General features: G+C 47.2%; 18 protein-coding genes. 13 read left to right on the top strand and 5 right to left on the bottom strand.

What is annotated here, in order from left to right; translation table 11 throughout:
* The coding region (locus QUA01_RS13035) for a cadherin-like domain-containing protein (protein ID WP_333133081.1) at positions 1 to 4,200 on the bottom strand (4,200 nt) is incomplete at its 3' end.
* 1,534 nt (positions 4,201 to 5,734) lie between these two features.
* Between QUA01_RS13035 and QUA01_RS13030 the strand changes: the two genes are divergently transcribed.
* The 4 genes from QUA01_RS13030 (at position 5,735) to QUA01_RS13015 (ending at position 10,242) form a co-directional block, all read left to right on the top strand.
* On the top strand, positions 5,735 to 5,989 hold the full coding sequence (locus QUA01_RS13030) for a hypothetical protein (protein ID WP_194008558.1): 255 nt from the start codon (positions 5,735 to 5,737) through the stop codon (positions 5,987 to 5,989).
* A 4-nt stretch (positions 5,990 to 5,993) separates the two neighbouring features.
* On the top strand, positions 5,994 to 7,658 hold the full coding sequence (locus QUA01_RS13025) for a CHAT domain-containing protein (RefSeq protein ID WP_194070009.1): 1,665 nt from the start codon (positions 5,994 to 5,996) through the stop codon (positions 7,656 to 7,658).
* A 1,616-nt stretch (positions 7,659 to 9,274) separates the two neighbouring features.
* Positions 9,275 to 9,685, top strand: a complete 411-nt coding sequence (locus QUA01_RS13020) for an AbrB family transcriptional regulator (RefSeq protein ID WP_194008561.1) — start codon at positions 9,275 to 9,277, stop codon at positions 9,683 to 9,685.
* 89 nt (positions 9,686 to 9,774) lie between these two features.
* Positions 9,775 to 10,242 carry a regulatory protein RecX gene (locus QUA01_RS13015; RefSeq protein ID WP_333087002.1) on the top strand — a complete coding sequence of 156 codons (468 nt, stop codon included), beginning with the start codon at positions 9,775 to 9,777 and terminating at the stop codon, positions 10,240 to 10,242.
* A gap of 233 nt (positions 10,243 to 10,475) precedes the next feature.
* Here QUA01_RS13015 and QUA01_RS13010 read toward each other — a convergent pair whose 3' ends face one another.
* Genes QUA01_RS13010 through QUA01_RS13000 form a run of 3 tightly spaced genes read right to left on the bottom strand, consistent with a single transcriptional unit; the run spans position 10,476 to position 11,789 of the window.
* Positions 10,476 to 10,991, bottom strand: a complete 516-nt coding sequence (locus QUA01_RS13010; RefSeq protein ID WP_333087001.1) for a DUF4385 domain-containing protein — start codon at positions 10,989 to 10,991, stop codon at positions 10,476 to 10,478.
* The gene (locus tag QUA01_RS13005) at positions 10,988 to 11,413 is read right to left on the bottom strand and encodes a DoxX family protein (protein ID WP_333086999.1); all 426 of its coding nucleotides are present in this window, start codon (positions 11,411 to 11,413) and stop codon (positions 10,988 to 10,990) included. The genes QUA01_RS13010 and QUA01_RS13005 overlap by 4 nt, the downstream gene beginning before the upstream one ends.
* Before the next feature lie 13 nt (positions 11,414 to 11,426).
* Positions 11,427 to 11,789, bottom strand: a complete 363-nt coding sequence (locus tag QUA01_RS13000) for a hypothetical protein (protein WP_333086998.1) — start codon at positions 11,787 to 11,789, stop codon at positions 11,427 to 11,429.
* Between the two features lie 472 nt (positions 11,790 to 12,261).
* Between QUA01_RS13000 and QUA01_RS12995 the strand changes: the two genes are divergently transcribed.
* From QUA01_RS12995 to QUA01_RS12965, 7 genes are all read left to right on the top strand, one after another.
* On the top strand, positions 12,262 to 12,753 hold the full coding sequence (locus tag QUA01_RS12995) for a DUF4168 domain-containing protein (RefSeq protein ID WP_333086997.1): 492 nt from the start codon (positions 12,262 to 12,264) through the stop codon (positions 12,751 to 12,753).
* A 256-nt stretch (positions 12,754 to 13,009) separates the two neighbouring features.
* Entirely contained in the window at positions 13,010 to 13,447 is a 438-nt protein-coding gene (gene ureE / locus QUA01_RS12990) for an urease accessory protein UreE (protein ID WP_194070002.1), read from the top strand.
* A gap of 16 nt (positions 13,448 to 13,463) precedes the next feature.
* Positions 13,464 to 13,586, top strand: a complete 123-nt coding sequence (locus QUA01_RS12985; RefSeq protein ID WP_333086996.1) for a hypothetical protein — start codon at positions 13,464 to 13,466, stop codon at positions 13,584 to 13,586.
* A 150-nt stretch (positions 13,587 to 13,736) separates the two neighbouring features.
* The gene (locus QUA01_RS12980) at positions 13,737 to 14,450 is read left to right on the top strand and encodes an urease accessory protein UreF (RefSeq protein ID WP_333086995.1); all 714 of its coding nucleotides are present in this window, start codon (positions 13,737 to 13,739) and stop codon (positions 14,448 to 14,450) included.
* 148 nt (positions 14,451 to 14,598) lie between these two features.
* Positions 14,599 to 15,195: an urease accessory protein UreG gene (gene ureG, locus QUA01_RS12975; protein WP_333086994.1), complete on the top strand. Its 597-nt coding sequence runs from the start codon at positions 14,599 to 14,601 to the stop codon at positions 15,193 to 15,195.
* A gap of 55 nt (positions 15,196 to 15,250) precedes the next feature.
* A complete protein-coding gene (locus tag QUA01_RS12970) occupies positions 15,251 to 15,700 on the top strand; it encodes a Panacea domain-containing protein (RefSeq protein ID WP_333086992.1) in 450 nt (149 codons plus the stop codon).
* Entirely contained in the window at positions 15,684 to 16,097 is a 414-nt protein-coding gene (locus QUA01_RS12965; protein WP_333086990.1) for a hypothetical protein, read from the top strand. The genes QUA01_RS12970 and QUA01_RS12965 overlap by 17 nt, the downstream gene beginning before the upstream one ends.
* Positions 16,098 to 16,136: 39 nt before the next feature.
* Here QUA01_RS12965 and murG read toward each other — a convergent pair whose 3' ends face one another.
* Positions 16,137 to 17,228, bottom strand: a complete 1,092-nt coding sequence (murG, locus tag QUA01_RS12960; RefSeq protein WP_442921511.1) for an undecaprenyldiphospho-muramoylpentapeptide beta-N-acetylglucosaminyltransferase — start codon at positions 17,226 to 17,228, stop codon at positions 16,137 to 16,139.
* 185 nt (positions 17,229 to 17,413) lie between these two features.
* On the opposite strand from murG, the gene QUA01_RS12955 reads away from it, so the two are divergent.
* Both QUA01_RS12955 and QUA01_RS12950 read left to right on the top strand, forming a co-directional pair.
* On the top strand, positions 17,414 to 18,361 hold the full coding sequence (locus QUA01_RS12955; RefSeq protein ID WP_333086987.1) for a nuclear transport factor 2 family protein: 948 nt from the start codon (positions 17,414 to 17,416) through the stop codon (positions 18,359 to 18,361).
* Between the two features lie 325 nt (positions 18,362 to 18,686).
* Complete coding sequence (locus tag QUA01_RS12950) at positions 18,687 to 19,475, top strand: SDR family oxidoreductase (protein WP_333086986.1); 789 nt, start codon at positions 18,687 to 18,689, stop codon at positions 19,473 to 19,475.
* The last annotated feature ends 164 nt before the right edge of the window (positions 19,476 to 19,639 follow it).

Below are 19,639 nucleotides of genomic sequence, written 5' to 3'. Positions count from 1 at the left end.
GGAATTGCTAATCGAACCAGTAAACAAAAAGTCTGCCGAGCCCAAACTTCCTGCTGCTGTACCCAAATTCGCAATTAGGGTAGAACCGCCCGCTAAAGTGCCGTTCGAGTCAAAATACAATACAGTCTCGTTCGACGCATTCGTAAAGGCGAAGAAACCAGCACTTGTAGAACTGCCGATGGCAGACGCTTGTGCAGCTTCCAAAGAGGCATAACTGCCGCCGGTGAAAATCACCAATTCTTTGCCAGTAATGTCAGGAGTTGAACCCGTCACACCGTCAAAGTTAGTAGTAGTCAAATTGCCAAATTCGCTGGCAGCAAACTGGAATTTATCAACCCCAAAGGTAAAGTCAGTAATCGTATCCGCGCCGTCGCCGGGAGCCTTGTAACCAAAGATATCTGCACCGGAACCGCCAGTGAGAATATCCGCACCTCCACCACCAGTGATGATGTCAGCAAATTCAGTACCGGTGACGCTGTTAGCACTCGCATCTCCGGTAAATAAAACAGGAGTGCTGAAATTGTAACCGCCAGCACCAGAACCGAAGTTGTTAAAGGCTACGGGGAAAGTGTTCCCAGCAGCAGTTAAATCGGCAACGCTACCTGAGTTGGTAGTAGTACCAGTTGGGGAATTGCTAATTGAGCCAGTAAACAAAAAGTCTGCCGAGCCCAAACTTCCCGTAGCAGTACCCAAATTCGCAATTAAGGTAGAACCGCCCGTCACCGTACCGTTCGAGTCAAAATACAACACCGTTTCGTTCGACGCATTCGTAAAGGCGAAGAAACCAGCACTCGTTGAACTGCCGATGGCAGACGCTTGTGCAGCTTCCAAAGAGGCATAACTGCCGCCGGTGAAAATCACCAATTCTTTGCCAGTAATGTCAGGAGTTGAACCCGTCACACCGTCAAAGTTAGTAGTAGTCAAATTGCCAAATTCGCTGGCAGCAAACTGGAATTTGTCAACCCCAAAGGTAAAGTCGGTAATTTTATCGCCGCCTTCTTTAGTTGTCGCGTAAACAAACAGATCCGCACCGCTGCCGCCGCTTAAGACATCCAAACCGAGGCCGCCGGTGATGGTATCGTTGCCGTCGCCGCCCTTGATGGTATCGTTAAAATTGCTGCCGACAATGTTGTCGTCGCCTCCTAAACCATCGAAATTAACGGCGGCAGGATAAGTGCCGAAATTAACATTGTCAGCGCCGGCAGTACCGACAGGAACATTTAGCGACGGGCCGCTGAAGACAAAGTTACTGACTTGCAAACTAAATGTCAGCGAGAAACTGGTGACAATTTCAAAGCGCGCCCCAACAGAAAATACCAGCACGGAACGGCCGGTAGTGGCATCTGTAAACTGACAGAAAACAGGTGCGTCGGTGTTGCCGCCCAAAGCTGCAAACCGCGCTTGCAAAGTGGCGATGCTGGTAACGCTGATATCCGCACTAAAGTCGAGCAAGTTAGCGCTGCCGATCGAGCCAACAGCAGAATTAGCAGTAATCGCCAGTCTCGTCAAGCTAGAAACGCTGAGATTACCAAAAGCTGCCGTAGAAAGCTCTAAAACATCGTCATTGACATTAAAGTCAGTAATTAAGTCAGCTTCTACAACTGTTTGAATCTCTTGGCGGGAAACCAGATAAATAAAGCGATCCTTTCCAGCACCCCCAGTTAGAGTATTGGTTCCTACGCCGCCGTCAATCTCGTCATCATCATCGCCGCCTTTAATTTTGTCGTTGCCCAAGCCTCCTTTTATTTTGTTTTTGCCTTTACCGACTTCGATATCGTCATCGTCATCGCCACCGTCGATATCGTTATCGCCATCGCCGCCTTTAATTTTGTCCTTGCCCAAGCCTCCTTTTATTTTGTTTTTGCCTTTACCGACTTCGATATCGTCATCGTCATCGCCGCCGTCGATATCGTTATCGCCATCGCCGCCTTTAATTTTGTCCTTGCCTTGGCCGCCGATGATTTTGTCATTGCCGCTACCGCTTGTAATGTCATCGCTGCCGTCGCTGCCTTGGATGTTGTTATTTAGCGTCGCCGAACCGACAATAACTTGAGGCGCTGTATTGCCCGCAAAATTAAAGACATTTTGCTCGACTTTCAAGCTAAAAGTCTGGTTGGCGAGTACATTTTTCCCGTCGCTAACTTCAAAACCAAAACTAGCGGCACCGACAAAACCTATGGCGGCTTGGAAAGTTAACAAACCGAGACTAATGTCTGCTTGAGTGAAGCTTAAACCAACTTGGGTTACGGCTACTCCCTTAAAGAATAGTTGCCCGGTTGTAGCATCAGGCAACTGCGTTACCTTAAAGACTGTGCCGCTAGCATTTGTTTCGCTATCGACAAACTTCAAGAAGTCAGAAGTAATAGTTATTTGGTTGCCGTCGGAACCGACAGTCAAACTCTTATTAGCTTCCGATCGCGGAGGGGCATTAACTACCGGGAGAGTTGGAATTCGAGTTGGAGTTGGAGTTGGAGTTGGAGCTACAGGAGTACCGTTAGCTCCCAAAAAGTCGCTAGCATCGAGAATTGTAGCGCTGACATTTAATAACAGCGCTAGCACAAAGCTATTGCTGCCCCGAATTTCGGTATTGATGCCGACTTGCACAAACGACAAGCTGCTAAAAATCAAGTCGCCAAATAGCAAAAACCTGTCGCTGCCGTCTGTGTAGTCAGTGATGACTGAACTGCCGGGACTGGTGGTGTTACTCATGACAAAAACGTCATTTCCAGCACCGCCGATACAGGTATGGTTGCCAGTACCGCCAACGATCGTATCGTTGCCGTTATTGCCCATCAAGGTGTCGTTGCCATTGCCGCCGCCGACAACGCTGTCGTCGCCGTCGCCACCGTCTGCCATATCATTGCCGTCGCCAGTCATGAGGGTATCGTTGCCGGCACCGCCCATCAAGGTGTCGTCGCCGGTGCCAGCGACAACGCTGTCGTCGCCGTCGCCGCCATCGCAAACGTCGTTGCCCGCGCCACCCATTAAGGTGTCGCCGCCGTCGCCGCCCATCACGCTGTCGTCGCCGTCGCCGCCATCGCAAGCGTCATTGCCCGCGCCACCCATCAAGGTGTCGCCGCCGTCGCCGCCCATCACGCTGTCGTCGCCGTCGCCGCCATCGCAAACGTCATTGCCCGCGCCACCCATCAAGGTGTCGCCGCCGTCGCCGCCCATCACGCTGTCGTCGCCGTCGCCACCATCGCAAGCGTCATTGCCGGCACCGCCCATCACGGTGTCGTTGCCGGTGCCGCCCATTACGCTGTCGTCGCCGTCGTCGCCGTCGCAAACGTCGCTGCCGGCACCGCCCATCACGGTGTCGTTATCTTTGCCACCGTTAACGATGTCGTTGCCTTCGCCACCGTTAACGATGTCGTTGCCCCGATCGCCCCTGACGGTATCGTTGCCTTCGCCGCCGTCGCACTTGTCGTCGCCTTTGCCGCCGTACACGCTATCGCTACCTGCGCCGCCGTCAACCTCATCATTTCCGTCGTTGCCGTTTACCCAGTCATCGCCGTCATCGCCAAAACAAGTATCTTGGTCGCTGCCGCCCAAAATAGTATCGTTGTCTTTGCCGCCATATACCTTGTCGTCACCTTGGCCGCCGTCGCAAATGTCGTTACCGCGATCGCCTCTTATTTCATCGTCACCATCGCCGCCGTCGCAATCATCGTCATCTTTACCTCCGTAAAGCCGATCTTTGCCACCGTTTCCTCTCATTCTGTCTCGGCCTTTTTTGCCGAATATCACCTCATCAGCGCTGGTGCCGACAATTAAGTCATCGTCATCGGTACCTTCGAGAGTCTGGCGAACGCTGCCGCTGCCATCTTCTGCGTCATCTGTGCGACCGGCACTTTCTTCGGGCATAGCGTTAAATTCAGCCATTGTGCTGTCATCCTCAGCAGTTGTTTCGGATCTGCCGTTAGACTGATTCGGAACTTGGCTGTTACTGTTGCTAGGGGTGTTTTCGGCGATTGCATCGTCAATTAACTTGGCTAAGTCGCTATCAGAATCGATCGCGCTGGCGCTGCGGAAAGCCGCGAGTCGATCGAGTTCGCTGGCGGAAAGCCCGAACTCTGGTTCTTCGTCATCTAGGGCGATCGGTGCAAACAAATTGGTTTCTGTCAAGTCAGAGATTTGTGTTCGATCGCGATCGGGAAAAAGTGTTCCCGATACATTTCCCAACAACATTTCTTCTTCCATCGTTAATATTCTCTCCAAAAGATTGAGATTCTTAGAATCAGTTTATCAGCAAGGAGGAGACAGCAGAACAACAAATTATAATTTTATATTTTGTCTGCTCTAGTGGCTGCTTTTCCACCTTTTTGTTATAGATGCTATTTAAACTGCCAGGGGTTATTTTGCTGTTTCTGCGAGTTCTCTCTCCGGCAATCGCGCACAAAAATAACTGAGCCACCACATACACAGCAAGTTTTGTACCGAAGTTCAGCTTGCTTTTGATGTTCTCCGTAATTTCTACAGTAAGCTGCGTATACTTGCGCTTAAGGGTAGATTTTCTACGTATTTTTACCGTGATTTAGCCTAATTTAAACTCGCAGATCGCAACTCCTAGACAACTACCTAAAATTTTTGTACCCCAAATTTTCCCCTGGCTTTTCTGGCGATCGAGCCTGGTGCGCTGAAGTTTTGTAACACTTCCAGCTCTGACAAATCCTTCCCTGACTTAAGGATTTGAATTCTTGATGTAAGTGACTGTACGCTTCTAATTTTAGTTCCTGATGATTAATTACAATTTTAAATAATTCGCCGTCGCAAATATTTGTTTTAATTTTCAGTCCGGCAATTCGATCTCGATCGCCCCGCTGCGATCGAACTAAAAAAAATATTTTTCCTGCAATATAAACAACTTAGCAAAAATCTATCTATCTTAAGACTGATTTGAAAAATCAGCAACCAACAGCAATCAAGGCAGGAGTTGTTTTTAGTGAAATTGACAAGCACAAAGAGACATTGCGATCGCAAATAATATCGTGTTGGCTCGCTTAAGCACAGTAATATTCGATGTGCTTGCGGACTTAAAGTCCGCACTACAAACCATATTGACTAGGCTTCGTTTTATCAACGATCAAAATGATTGTTGTTTGAAATTATGGGAATAATTTTATGAGAGTTGTATTGTTGAAAATTAAGATTTTTTAGCTTGCTCTTTTCTATTTAAATCTAAATACATTAATAGATTTTGATAAAGGAGAATATCATAAAAGTGGTAAAATAGCAACCCTCAATTAGAAATTATCGATAGTCGCTCTATCGATTGCCGATCGCCCCTGAGAGATCCCAGAAACAAGTACCGTGTCGCGTACTTCTGTCGGGAAGTCTCCAAATTTTAGAAGAAAGCTCTTACTAGCAGATTCAAAACCACAACTCAATCTCAAATCTTCAAGGGCCCAATCTCAAATCGACGCTGCAGATGAGGGATCGGGGCTTACAGATGAGGTTCCGAGCCGACCAATTCATTAATTGACACAAAATCTAGATTTCAGATGGGGGGATGATGGTAGAGGATAAGCGGTGAGTAGCGATCGGGCGATCGCCTCCCCGAAAAATTTACTCAAATTTATCTTTGATATTTCCCTGAAACCGGTGGGTGAGAGCTGAAGTTATTTTAATAAGAACTAGAGATCCGCTTGGTAAAGTACCTCCAATTTGACTTTACTCAACAATGAGAAACTCAAGTTCCCAAGGAATGTAAAGGGGTCTGCGGTAGAGGTGCAAAATGTTAAAGATAGCAAAATTGGAGAAAATTCCGCTTTCAATTAGCCGCAGGGCAATCAAAACTAATAAACTGTTATTAAAGTACAAGTTTTACACCCTCAAAGTGTTTGAACAAATATATTTGAGTTCTGCGTTCGCCCGATCGGGGGAAGCGCAATCAGAAAGTTTCATTCAAAGAGTAAAAATCAGTTTGTCGGTGGCGATTGCTAGCTGCAAAAACGCAGGCAAAATCAGAATTGAGGCGGGAGGGCGCTAAATCGGTGAACCAGGAATTTAAACTCTCAGTTACCCCAGTTGGGGACGATGAATATCTAGTACGGACAGAAAAGGTTGCACCCGGTGTACCCTTAGCAGAACAACAAGTCCGCTGGCCGATCGACGAATGGCTGGCGCTGTCTGCTCAACTGATGAACGACCCTTTGGTGGGCTTGCTCCAGGGAACTGCTACTGGCCGGGGACTGTCACGATCGGAAAAACACTCAGCGCCTTCTTTAGTAACCCTTGGGCAACAATTATATAGCGGGCTGTTTCAAGGAAACTTGCGCGACAGTTGGACTTGCGCTCAAGGCATCGCCCAGCACCGCCGAGATGTGCTGGAACTGCGGCTCGGGCTCAAAGGCAGGGACTTGCCGCGACTACCGTGGGAAGTTCTGCACGCGGGCGATCGCCCTTTGGCAACCGGCACCGATTTGGTGTTTTCTCGCTACCAACCAGGTACAAGTTTATTCAAACAAACCCGGATACTGCCAAGTGGCGGGCCGCTAAAAATTTTAATGGCGATCGCCTCTCCCAGCGATCGAGACAACTTGCAGCTTTCGCGAGAAGTGCTGCAGCTGCAACAAGAACTGCAAAACCGCAGCGCTAACCCCCTCAAAAACGGCTTCCATTCCCCGGAAATTCAACTGACTATTCTCGAACAGCCCGATCGAGAACAGCTTACCCAAGCCCTAGAACAAGGACATTACCAAGTCCTGCACTACGCAGGCCACAGCAACCCCGGTTCCAGAGGTGGCGAACTCTACCTAGTCAGCAGCCGCACCGGTTTAACCGAAACCTTGAGCGGCGACGACTTAGCGGGATTGCTGGTCAACAACGGCATTCAGATGGCTGTGTTCAACTCCTGCCGCGGTGCCTACGGCGGCCCATCAGGCATCACAGACGACAGCCCGGAACGCAACTTAACCGAAGCTTTAGTCAAGCGAGGCATTCCTGCGGTGCTAGCAATGGCAGAAAGCATCCCCGACGAAGTAGCCCTAACTCTGACGCGGCTGTTTTACCGGAATCTCAATCAAGGCTATCCAGTCGATCTCAGCTTGAGTCGGGCCAGGGCGGGACTAATTTCTACCTACGGTTCTCACCAGTTATATTGGGCTTTGCCCATTCTCTACCAGCACCCGGACTTTGACGGCTATCTGACGGGCGCTCCAACCCAAAGTACCGCATCCAGTCTCGGGCTGCAAATAATCGCGTCTGGAATGCCGTCGGCGGCCTCGTCTGGCACAGAATGGAAGAGGCCGTCTTCGGTGGTGGCGATCGCCCAAAACCCTCCACAGCCAGCCTATCAAACGGATGAGTCAGACAGTGAGGACGGCGAAGTCTGGGAATATTGTCCTGAGCAACTAAAAGATCGCAGGGATTGGATGAACCCGAGCGATCGACCATCGGCGACTAATTTACCCAACTCTATTTCCGATCCAAATTCTTCGGTTATTTCACCAAACCCTGTCGCTCAAAAGGCTCAGAAAGCGTTAAAAAAACCGGGATTAAAAAAATGTCTGGCGCTGACGCTTTGCTTGTTGCCGATTGCTTTGAGTGCTGGCTTTGCTGGGTTGCGGTACTTGCAGCACCGCAGCGCGAAACCGGAACAGTTACTCCCGGAGATGCGGACTCCTCTGTCGCAAAATTATATTCAACAGATAAATTAAAATCGATTGCCCGATGGCAGGTGAGAACTTGTATCGCTCGATCGGATTGTGAATCGAAACCATACTATTTACCATTGGCGATTTGAGATTGGCGATCGGGATTTATATCATGTCCGGTCAATTTACCGCAATCAGTAAGGTTCGTAGTGCGGACGGTCGTCCGCACTACGAACCGTTTTTGTGATCAACCGGATTTGATATTACGCACTCGCGATAAAGAAACTGGGTTTTTTACCCTTACTGCGGATTGCAGCGAAGAATTTTGTCAAAAAACCCGGTTTCTGGCCCCCGGTGCGTAAGTCCTATTAATAAAGATTGACTTATTAGATCAGGGTTGGGAGTTGCCCTGCTGCTACATTCTTTGGGTGAAAATGGTATCAAAATCTGGTATAAGTCGCGAAATGCTCGATCGAGCATTCGTGGTGCGGCGTGCCGCCAATCAAACCCAGAGCCTTAACAATTAACAACAGAGTAACCGTCTGGAGCGAAAATGGTATGAACCTGCGGTGGCTTTTAAATTGTATATTTGCCTGACATCGCAAAAAATTCTCTCCCATCAGACCCTCAATCACCACACACAATTTAAATACCCAACAGCTTATTTCCTTCTTGGTGGCTGCGCGATGTTTCTGCCGCGCCGGTGGAGTCTGGTTTTAGGTGACGCTCCTACACCAACCGCAAGCGGTATGTTGTAGGCATCTGAGTTCGGTCAAGGATATCAATATCTTCCTTCATCGTTTCGCTCTACGGCGTTTTATAGTGAGGAACACGTCCCGCCCCACTTGTCACATCAAAGCTGTTTTATCTAGATATAGATTGTTATTCTGCGATCGAAGATATGAGTATTTTACCACAATTATTACAATGAGTGCTCGTCTCGTCGCCATCTTTAAGAATGCTGGTTGGCTGGGCCCAACATCGCGGAGGGAGGATAGCTCCTCACAAAAGCGCGGCTCTCATCCCACTCGCCCAAAGATTATGGGCTGGGGATTCCCGCCTGTCTAGCTAAAACCCGTTCAACGAACAGGTGAAATTTGCTTGAATTTTTACCGGATTGCGATCGTCGGACTGTTTTCTGTGCGAGTTATATGCCGAACACCTTAATAGAAGATTGGGACTCGGTATTTGGGGTTTTGAGGGGATTGGCCGCCCGAAAAACAGGGTTTATAAGTAGCTAGCTGGTAGGGGGATCGAAAATATGTGCGACCTCGCCTTGTTGAGGTAAAAGTTAACCCCGCGCAGGTAAATGCTTTGGGCAGATTTGCAGCGATCGCGCTCTAGGTATTTCCATTCATGTCTGTCTTGTTTTTTACTTTGACTGCAGACAGGAGCTGGATTGGTGAACGCAGGGAACAGACTTTACTGTAAAAAAGTAAAGCATTTAATTTGCGACAATAATTCCTGCTGCGATCGCTCCAAGGGTTCAGACAACCATTTTAGTCGCCAGCAGCAAATAAATCGCCCTTCGAGCATCGACGAGTTGTACCCCCAGTTTTGAGGCTGCAGAAATTTATCCAGAATCCGATCTTTTTAATTCTTAGTATTGACAGTGAAACAAAGTTAATCTAATGTGTTGTAATTGATATAAGTAAACTCCAATAACCGAGGTAAGGTCAATGGCAGAAACAGCGACAGCACCCTTAACAGGAAAAGGTCTGCTTCAAAAAATCAAAGGCAGCGATTTGCCTCGCAGAGAACTTGCAAAGCTTTGCGGCTACTTCACCGTCAGCAAGAGTGGAGAAACACGGATTAACCTGGCTGAGTTTTACGATGCAGTATTAGCTGCTAAGGGCATTGAGCTAGAGAAATCTAAAGCAGACGGACGCGGACGAGAAGCGAGTTATCGCGCTAGCGTTCACAAGAATGGCTCGATCGTGATCGGGGCAAATTACACCCAAGAAATGGGATTAAAGCCAGGAGACGAGTTTGAAATTAAACTCGGATACAAGCACATTCGCTTGATTCAGATCGATGCGGACAGACCAGAGGTAGAATTGGCAGATGATGAGGAGGATACAGAAGAATAAAGGCGATCGCGATGCAGTCAGCCTAGGTTAAGGCTACTGGATTTGCATTCGTTACACGAGTATTTGCGCGCCACCATGCGATTTAACTGATGAGCTGTCTTGACTATTTCTATTTTCTCTTGTCTCGCAAAGACTACAGTGCCTCTGAACTTCGCAAAAAGGGGCAAGAGAAAGGTTTTGGCAATGAGGAAATATTGGAGGCGATCGCGCAAATTCAAGACCGGGGCTATCAGTCTGACACTCGCTTGGTGGCAAACTCGATCGCAAGTGCTGCGGGCAAATACGGGAAATCCGCCATCAAGCGCAAGTGCCTGCAAAAAGGAATTACTAGCGATTTATTCGAGCAAGTCTGGGAAGAAGAATTTGCCGAAAATCAGGATTCAGAAGCTCAAAAAATGGCAGAATTAAAAGCCAAAGTCATGCGGAAATACAAGATCGACGCGATCGATCAAGTAGATCCAAAAACTAAGGGCAAAGTCTTGAACTACCTGCAATACAGGGGCTTTAATGCCTTTGAACTTTTGCGACAGTGGCAAACAGAAGAAGATGATGAGTAAATTGTAGGATTTGGTAAGTCAATTCGCCCCCGATATAGGCAAGCACAACTGCATTGCTGCCCCGGGGGAGAAATGGTAATTTATAAGTAAGTTTTTTCAAGTTTATGCCATATGGCGCCTGCTCAATTAACCGCAGGCGTTAACGGTTCGCGCCCGAAAGTCTGCCGCCTTCAAGCAGACTCGCATTCCGCACTACGAACCTCGTTTTTTATGATAATCGACGGGACAGGATGTCAATCCTCGGATTTGCTGGAAGAAGATTCATACATCTGCCGGTGTCTGGCTAAAAGCAGGAGATATTTCTCATTGGTTTTGGCCAGCATCCATTTGTCTTTAAAAATGGCGGCGGATTCTGCTTTCACCGGATCTGCATCTAGGGGTAAAATATCTTGGCGAGCAGCGGTTTGCTCTGCAACAGACTCCATTTTTTGAGGGTTCTGCTTGTATTTTCGACCGCTTTTGTGGTTGGCGTAGCGGCGCGATCGAGTATACCCCATTTGCAAGAACTTGCGCGCCATATCCGCTCCCACAAAATCTTCGCCATCGAGATACTCTAAAAATAACGAGTAAATTTTGCTGCTGGACTCCCTGGCAATTTCAGGAGTCTTAAATCTCCAGAAAGGCAGAATTTCTCCTTTGTAGGGTTCCACCAACAGCACTCCTTGTTCTCCTTTCCCCACGCAATAAAGTTCTGGGTGCTGTCGAAAGTCGATGTTCTTAAAATCCACATGGTAGTCGAACTGCTTCATGGGGCGTTTTTTGTCGTATCTGAAATTATAGAAGCCCGTGGTTTACCTTCGTCTGGTTTGGTATAAACCCAGGCCCAAGCAATCAAAACGGCTTGAAAAGGCAGCCTGAACCAATACAATAATGGGTTGTCGGGAATCCCTTCGATGGGTATGCTGTTGACGGCTTGATTGATATTAGCTGGAAATACGGCAATAAACAAGGCAATTAACCCCCACGCCGCCGCTCTGCTGACTGGCGGAACTAACAACCCAATACCGCCCAAAATCTCGAAAAAACCGCTGATATAAACCAATGCTTCCGGGTAAGGAAGCTGGGGCGGCATGATTCTGATAAAGGGTGCGGGTACTGCAAAGTGCAGCACGCCTACGGTACTGATAGCTACTGCGAGGATGACTCGCCAAATTTCTTTTTGAGCTTTCATGGGAAATCGGTAATTAATAATTGTTAACTTGCGGCGAAAATGCTTGCAAAAATTCGCTGTTTGCGATCGATATGACAAGAAGGCTCAGGCACAAAAATTCCAGCCCTTCGGGTTTTTCTAGTCTTGCCGGCGGCTGTAACAATCTTTGGTAGAAAAACCTGGTTTCTCGATAAGTTCGAGAAGTTTTCCCAGCCCGAAACTTGAGGAAGCGGGGCCGAATTGAAGGTTCGCAGGTGATGGCCGAAAACAGATAGCGCGGGTTTTGATAACAAGATTTTAGTCTGTAGTTCCCGAATGCTGCCTCTGTCTTGGGGTAGTAATACCCTGTGCGATCGATATCGATTACGATAACAAACCAGGTTCGCGCGTGCGTCATATCGTTTCCGGTTGCATCGGAATAATAAAATCGAGTCAACAGTCAACAGTCAACAGTCAACAGTCAACAGTCATGAGGAGTGCAACCGGAATTGATATCATTTCCAATTCCCCAATCTAAAATCGTCTGATGGGCGATAGCACCTAAATACGAGTCATTTGTCAATGAGTTTTAGAATTATTTAATATTTGAGCGGTGAGAATTATTTGTAGAGGGAATTATGAAACGCACCGCAATGAAAATGAGCGTCTAAATACTGTGCTCTGTCAACTTCTGGTGAGATGTTAGGATGGATCTAACGATCGAGTTTGCTAAAAAGTCGATCGCCCTAGCAACCGCGCAAATCCTTCTACTTGAATTAAAGATTGTTACGCTTGTCGGCAGGAACTTTTTCGCCACCACATGATTCACAAATATTGAGCCTCCCAGCGCTGTGTCATTTTTATTTACACGCAAGCAATCACCGACGACCATGAACACCTTAACCAACAACTCTAAATTTCGCCTAAACCCGATGCTACGGCAATCGCTGTTCTCCGTCATCATATCTGCAGGAGCTTTGGCTACCGGATGGGCCCCTGGCTTGTACGGACAATCCCCAAACCTCGTTTTCGGAGCTGCAGCCCAAGCTCAAGCCATTAGCAACACCGAAATTACTAACTACGCTCGCGCTGTCTTGTCAATAGAACCCAGACGGGTGCAAGCTTATCAGGAAATTAAAGGAATGGCTGGAGGCTCGGTACCCAGAGTAGTGTGCAACGAAACTCAGGAAATTAACAGGCTGTCGGGAGGCGTTCGCGGCGTGGCTGTGAATTACTGCGACCAAGCTAAAAAAATTATTGAAAGCAATAACTTGACAGTTAGACGCTTCAACGAGCTCACTTTGCTGCAGCAAAGGAATCCAGAAGTCAAACAGCAAATTCAAGCCGAGCTGCTGCGGCTGCAACAAGCGGGAAATCAATAAACATCGAGTGTTTGAGTCTTTCTTCCTCTCCCGTTCTGTTGTTAGAGTTACTGGGCGTTATGCGAAAATAGTTAAGAAAGGGATCTCGCCTGTAATAAAGTGCTTGACAAAACGAGCAAAACATGGTATGCAAGGACGGGAGCGGTTCAGAGAGATGACAATTTTGTAACTCGCTGTCAGTCGTTATTAAAGATAAAAAAGATATTCCTCAAAAACTAGATGTGAAGCGAGTTAAGTTGAGGAATAAAATAAAAAAATGCTAACTTTTACCAAACATTTGCCTGCAAATCCCGATGCTGCTGTCAGCTTTACTTTAGCAATGACAGCCGACGATCGCACTCGCAGCCGCCACCAATTCGAGACAGAAGGTGGGGAAAAACTGCACCTGAGTTTACCCAGAGGTACGGTATTGCGCGATCGAGATTTATTGCAGTCGGAAGACGGTAGCTGTTTGGTACAGGTAAGTGCAAAACCCGAACCGGTAATCACAGCGCGGGCCTCGACTAAGCTGCTACTGCTGCGGGCGGCTTATCATTTAGGAAACCGTCACGTAGCTTTAGAAGTTACCGATAATTATTTAAGGCTTTCTCCCGACTCTGTTTTGCAGGGAATGCTCGAAAAAATGGGTTTGGAAGTTATAGAAGAAATTGTACCGTTTCAGCCGGAAACTGGCGCTTACGGCCACAGCCATTAGGTATTGGGAATGGGGAATGGGGAATGGGGAATGGGGAATGGGGAATGGGGAATGGGGAATAGGGAATGGGGAATGGGGAATGGGGAATGGGGAATGGGGAATGGGGCATTGCAAACAACAAATAACAAACAACAAATAACAAATAACAAATAACCACAGTCAACAGTCAACAGTCAACAGTCAACATTCAACATTCAACATTCAACATTCAACAGTCAGTAGGGGCGGTGCCAAGAGTGCCCGCCCTCTTAACAGTCAACAGTCAACAGTCAACAGTCAACAGTCAACAGTGAACAATCAACTTTTATGTTTGTTGCAGCTAGCTTTTGCGCCTGTGGGAGCTTATAGTTATTCTGAGGGAATTGAAAGTCTGGTAGAAACCGGTGCGATCGACAGCGAGATTAGTTTGAGGAATTGGTTGGAAAATTCGCTGCAATTTGGGGCGGTGCGAGTAGAAGCTGCTGTGGCGATACGGGCTTTGAGGGCGGCAAAAATTGGGGATTTGAGGGCTTTAAGTTACTGGAATGCTTGGGCGACTGCTGCTAAGGAAACTGAAGAGTTGCGCTTGCAAAGTTGGCAGATGGGACGGACTTTGACGCGGTTGTTGCTGGATTTGCGTGAAGCGAAGCTATCCCGCAGGGAATCGCCCGTTGTTTCTGATTTAACAACTATTGTCAAAGATTTGGTGGAAGTTGGGGGCAATCCGTGCAATTTTGCGATCGGCTTTGGGATAGCGGCGGCTTGTTGGCAGATTGAAGAGGAAGCGGCCGTGGTAGGATATTTGTACAGTTGGGCTGCAAATTTGGCGAGTGCGGGCGTGAAACTGATTCCTTTGGGTCAAACTGCAGGCCAGCAGTTGCTGTTAGATTTGCATTCTCAAATTAACTCTACGGCGCGAGAAGTTTTAAGATTAGAAGATGATGATCTTGCTAGTTGCAGTTGGGGATTGGGACTGGCGAGTATGGCTCATGAAACTCAGTATACTAGATTATTTCGGAGTTGAAAATTCGCCAGGGTAAAATTTTACAAAACATGGTGCGCACTGCGCACCCTACAATATAAAATCTTCTTCCTTCTTCCTTCTTCCTTCTTCCTTCTTCCTTCTTCCTTCTTCCTTCTTCCTTCTTCCTTCTTCCTTCTTCCTTTTACTTATGAGTGCTTTTCGTGTAGGAATTGCTGGCCCGGTTGGTTCGGGGAAAACTGCTTTGCTTGATGCTTTGTGTAAGGCGCTGCGACAGCAGTACCAGATTGCTGTGGTGACTAATGATATCTATACTCAGGAAGATGCACAGTTTTTGGTTCGGAGTCAAGCTTTGGAGAGCGATCGCATTTTGGGCGTAGAAACTGGCGGATGTCCCCATACAGCCATCCGCGAAGATGCTTCGATCAACTTGGTAGCTATAGAAGAGTTAGAACACAAATTTACTGATTTAGATTTAGTCTTTGTCGAAAGCGGCGGCGACAATTTGGCGGCAACTTTTAGCCCGGAGTTGGTAGATTTGACAATTTATGTAATCGATGTCGCTGCGGGTGATAAAATTCCGCGCAAGGGCGGGCCGGGAATTACTAAATCGGATTTATTAGTGATTAATAAGATAGACCTCGCGCCTTTTGTGGGTGCAGATTTGGGCGTGATGGAACGGGATGCTAAAAAGATGCGCGGGGAGAAACCTTTTGTTTTTACTAACTTGAAGACAAAGGAAGGATTAGCGTCGGTGGTTGATTTTGTGAAGCTGAATGTCGCCTAGGGCGATCGCATCTAGTATCATGGAAATAAGCCGTTTAATGATAACTACGTAAGTTATGCTGAGTTGTGATGATGCAGCCAAATACTTTTTGGCTCAGGTAAGTGAAGATGCTGGCGATCTGATATCTAATCTCAAACTTCAGAAATTGCTTTACTATGCTCAAGGCTTTCATTTAGCTTTGTACGACGAAGCGCTATTTCCTGAAGCGATAGAAGCATGGACTCACGGGCCGGTTGTTCCTGATTTATACCGTCACTATAAAAAGTATGGTGCTGGTGCAATTCCATGTCCTGAAGATATAGACTTTTCGATTTATGACGAAAAAACTAAGAGCCTGCTTGATGAAGTTTACTCCGTGTTTGGGCAGTTTGCTGCATGGAAGTTACGCAACATGACGCAAGAAGAATATCCCTGGAAACTTGCCGCTCAAAATAGCGGTACAATTACTCATCAATCGCTTCACGAATACTTCAAGACTCAACTCAATTGTGAAGAAGCAGTTTAAGGCAAATCAACGCCAAGAAAAAGGGAAAAGGATTTCACCTAGAGAAATTGTTGATTTACCGCCAGAGCAGGAGTCACCTCTATTTTCTTTGGGATACATGAATAAAGATTACTCTCTTTCTCAGTGTACAAAAGATGAAAAGGCAGCTTTTGCAGATACTCTCTACAAGTTAAGTCAGCTTACCTGGAGCCAGATTAATGCTTCTGGCCGTCACGGCTCTGGCTATGAGAAGATTGCTAAAAGTTCCATTAGAGTGGCTATTCCTAACCATCTTAAGGATGATGCAAATTTTATTGCTTTTCGGTTTTGCGGGATGGCTCCGATGGTTGGTTATCGAGATGGGGCTGTGCTTTATATTATTTGGCTGGATAGAGATTTTACGCTTTATCCTCATTAAAATATATCTCGTTAAATTAGTAGCGATGTCAAATTTGCGCTACCGACTCAACAATTCCCTGACCAAATTTGCCAAACGTTCCGTACTGTCTGTCACCGCTAAGTGAGCAGCAGCTTGAGACATTTTGGCCAAATATTCGGAATCTTTTAACAGATACAGCACTTTGCTTTGCAATACTTCTGCTGTGAGTTCGCTTTGACGGAATACTGCGGCGGCTCCTGATGCTGCAAATACTTCGGCATTAAATCTTTGGTGGTCGTCAGCGGCGTAAGGAAAAGGAATTAAAATAGAAGGTACTCCGGTAACAGCTAATTCTGTCAGAGCACTAGCGCCCGATCGACTAATTGCTATATTTGCTCGCTGCAATAAACTCGCCACATTGTCGTAAAATGGCATTGACAAATATTGCTCGTGCTTCAAACTCTCAGCATCCGGGTCATTATTTCCGGTGAGGTGAATTACCCAAGCACCAGCCTCAAACCAAGCCGGAGCACACTCGCGCACTAACTGATTTACTGCGACAGCACCTTGAGAGCCGCCCATGACTAAAATTACAGGTACGCTGTCAGGAATTGGTAACTTGAGAGGTTGAGGGGCGAGGAATTGCGATCGAACCGGCGTACCAGCAACCACGGTTTTCGCGCGGGGTAAATGCTTGGCTGCTGCTGCAAATCCGATCGCCACAGCACTGCAAAAAGGACTAAACCACCGCGTCACCTTTCCAGGAATTGCATTAGATTCGTGGAGAATCACCGGCAAACCCAAAGAGCGAGCTGCCAAAATTGCAGGTGCTGCGATGTAACCGCCGGTAGTAAACAGTCCCTGAAAATTTCCTTCTTTGAGCAACTTTCGCACCTTAAGGATCGAGCCGAGCAGTCCGCCCAAAATACGCGCTGTACCGAGTCCAAATCGCTGCTGAAAGCCTTCGACGGCGATCGTGTGGAGGGGATAAAGCGATGAAACTAACTGCGTTTCCATGCGGTCTGGGACTCCCAGCCATTCGATGTGACAGTCGGCCAACTCGGCGGCGGTGGCGATCGCTGGAAATAAATGTCCTCCGGTACCGCTAGCTGCAACCAACAACCGCAGGGGGGCTTTTGTCAAGGTATTTGTCTCTTTTACAAGTTCCACAGGTCGATCGATTTTAGATTAGAGGTTTTAGATTATTATGCTTATTATTCCGGCAGTTTCAGCCAATTTTCAATCAGCCATCTAAAATTAGATTGTGCCGTGTCCCTCCTTCCGTTGTCAGTTTTCGTTGCAGGCGAACAATTGCCCGCGCCGCGACCCCTGACAAATAACCAAAGTATCATCTAATGCGTAATTTGTTGAATTTAGTGCCAAGTGTATCTCAGTATTTTTGCAGCCGTCGGGACGAAAAAGCCGATCCTCTTCGTTGGCGTAGCCCCCGTAGGGGCGGGCTGCGCCAACGCCCGATCGTTTTTGGCTTTAACTGCGGGCTGTCGATCGCTCAAATGTTGTTATGTTTAACAGCGGTAAGTGCTGGCGTGCTGCATCCGACTGCTGTAGCGGCGATCGCGCCGATGGGGGCTACTCCCAGGGCGATCGTCCAAACCCCAGCCAATGCGCCCGCCCCCCTCACCAAACTGCTAACAGAAATTGACGCAGCAGCCAATCGGCGCGATGTCAAAGCAGTCATGGCATTTTACAGCGCAAATTTCACCGATTCTGACGGCTTAAACAGCCGCATCATGGAAAAAGCCCTCACCCAACTCTGGGATCGATATCCGAGTTTAAATTACCGCACCGATCTCAAATCTTGGAAAACCGAAGGTAACGCCATTATCGCCGAAACCGTAACTACAATTACCGGCACTCAGAAAAAAGATGGAATCGACTTAAATCTCAAAGCTACCATCCGTTCTCAGCAGCGCTTTGAAGGTGAAAAAATAGTTAAGCAAGAGATTTTAGCAGAACAAACTGAGCTGACTTCTGGTAAAAATCCTCCCACAATTCAAGTAAGTTTTCCCGAACAAGTGAAAGTCGGGGAAGAGTACCATTTTGACGCCATTGTTCGAGAACCAATCGGCGACGATATTTTAATAGGAACTGTTTTGGATGAACCGATTAGCGAAAAAACATTGTTTAATCCGTCAGAAATAGACTTAGAGTTGCTGAATTCTGGGGGTATTTTTAAAGTAGGTAAAGCCCCGGCCACGCCAGAGAATCGCTGGATATCAGCAGTTTTGATGCGACAAGGCGGAATTGCAACGGTTAGCGTGCGCTTGCGGGTTGTCAAGTAATAAAAATAGGTGTTATGGGAATTGTTGAGTGTTGAGGGTTGACTGTTGACTGTTGGCTGTTGACAGTTAGCAGTTGACAGTTAGCAGTTGGCTGTGAATATTAATGTTATTAGTTATTAGTAGCCCCAAGCGAGTAACTAAGCTGTCACGCATTTAAATTGTATGTTCAGGGCGGGCGGGACACCCCACAAGATTTAGATGTTTTTTGACATTAAATTTAACTGCCACAACAGCTTAATAACAAATAACCAATAACCAATAAGAAATAACAAATAACAAATAACCAATAACCAATAACCAATAACAACTAACCAACTACCAAAAAATGATTTCTATCCAAAATCAAATTATTTTCATTACGGGTGCGAGTAGCGGTATCGGAGCGGCTTGTGCCCAGATATTTGCCAAAGGTGGAGCGAAACTAATTTTAGCAGCCCGCCGCGTTGAAAAGCTCGATCGACTGGCAAACGAACTTGTAGAGGCAAAATTGGTCGCATCGGCGAACGAGATTTACCTGCTAGAATTGGATGTGCGCGATCGCCCGCAAGTCGAATCGGCGATCGCTGCGCTTCCCGATGCGTGGAAAAACATCGATATTCTGATTAACAATGCCGGATTGAGCCGCGGTTTAGACAAACTGCACGAAGGCAACTTTCAAGATTGGGAAGAAATGATTGATACCAATGTGAAAGGCTTGCTTTACATGACTCGCTACATCGTACCGGGAATGGTCAGCCGAGGCGGCGGCCACGTAGTGAATATCGGCTCAATAGCAGGCCGCCAAGCTTACCCGAAAGGTAGTGTTTATTGTGCTTCCAAAGCAGCGGTGAGAGCGATTTCTGAGGGGTTGAAACAAGACCTTTTGGGAACAGCGGTGCGGGTGACGGAAATAGAACCGGGTTTGGTGGAAACAGAATTTAGCAATGTCCGGTTTCACGGCGATTCAGACAAGGCGAAGAATGTCTATCAAGGACTTACACCTTTGACGGCGGATGATGTAGCCGATGTAGTATATTTTTGCGCCACGCGATCGCCCCACGTCAATATTAGCGAAGTCTTGCTAGTTCCGACAGACCAAGCTACCGCAACTCTGGTTCATCGAAAAGAGTTTTGAGTTTTCAGCGGTAAGTTTCCGGATGGCGATGGAATTCTCAGGAAGCTTAATTGGTAGATGCACCCTGATTAATTAACTCCCGACCAATTTTGGCCGGGTTTTTTTTTGAGCGATCGCACATCCAGCCATAAATTCCCGCAAATTTTCCGAAACTGTCCCGAAAG

This window comes from Microcoleus sp. S36a_B3 (genome assembly GCF_036700745.1).
In the GTDB taxonomy this organism is placed as follows: Bacteria; Cyanobacteriota; Cyanobacteriia; order Cyanobacteriales; family Microcoleaceae; genus Microcoleus.
The sequence above is the reverse complement of the archived record's forward strand: the minus strand, read 5'-3'. Positions and strand labels throughout refer to the sequence as shown.

Bases quoted from the DNA above. Each gene is read 5' to 3' on its own strand.
- ureE (WP_194070002.1), top strand. From the start codon at position 13,010: ATGCTAACTTTTACCAAACATTTGCCTGCAAATCCCGATGCTGCTGTC.
- QUA01_RS13020 (WP_194008561.1), top strand. From the start codon at position 9,275: ATGGCAGAAACAGCGACAGCACCCTTAACAGGAAAAGGTCTGCTTCAA.
- QUA01_RS12950 (WP_333086986.1), top strand. From the start codon at position 18,687: ATGATTTCTATCCAAAATCAAATTATTTTCATTACGGGTGCGAGTAGC.
- QUA01_RS12995 (WP_333086997.1), top strand. From the start codon at position 12,262: ATGAACACCTTAACCAACAACTCTAAATTTCGCCTAAACCCGATGCTA.
- QUA01_RS12955 (WP_333086987.1), top strand. From the start codon at position 17,414: ATGCGTAATTTGTTGAATTTAGTGCCAAGTGTATCTCAGTATTTTTGC.
- QUA01_RS12970 (WP_333086992.1), top strand. From the start codon at position 15,251: ATGCTGAGTTGTGATGATGCAGCCAAATACTTTTTGGCTCAGGTAAGT.
- QUA01_RS13030 (WP_194008558.1), top strand. From the start codon at position 5,735: ATGTTAAAGATAGCAAAATTGGAGAAAATTCCGCTTTCAATTAGCCGC.
- QUA01_RS13010 (WP_333087001.1), bottom strand. From the start codon at position 10,991: ATGAAGCAGTTCGACTACCATGTGGATTTTAAGAACATCGACTTTCGA.
- QUA01_RS12985 (WP_333086996.1), top strand. From the start codon at position 13,464: ATGGGGAATGGGGAATGGGGAATGGGGAATGGGGAATGGGGAATAGGG.
- ureG (WP_333086994.1), top strand. From the start codon at position 14,599: ATGAGTGCTTTTCGTGTAGGAATTGCTGGCCCGGTTGGTTCGGGGAAA.
- QUA01_RS13005 (WP_333086999.1), bottom strand. From the start codon at position 11,413: ATGAAAGCTCAAAAAGAAATTTGGCGAGTCATCCTCGCAGTAGCTATC.
- QUA01_RS13015 (WP_333087002.1), top strand. From the start codon at position 9,775: ATGAGCTGTCTTGACTATTTCTATTTTCTCTTGTCTCGCAAAGACTAC.
- QUA01_RS13000 (WP_333086998.1), bottom strand. From the start codon at position 11,789: ATGACGCACGCGCGAACCTGGTTTGTTATCGTAATCGATATCGATCGC.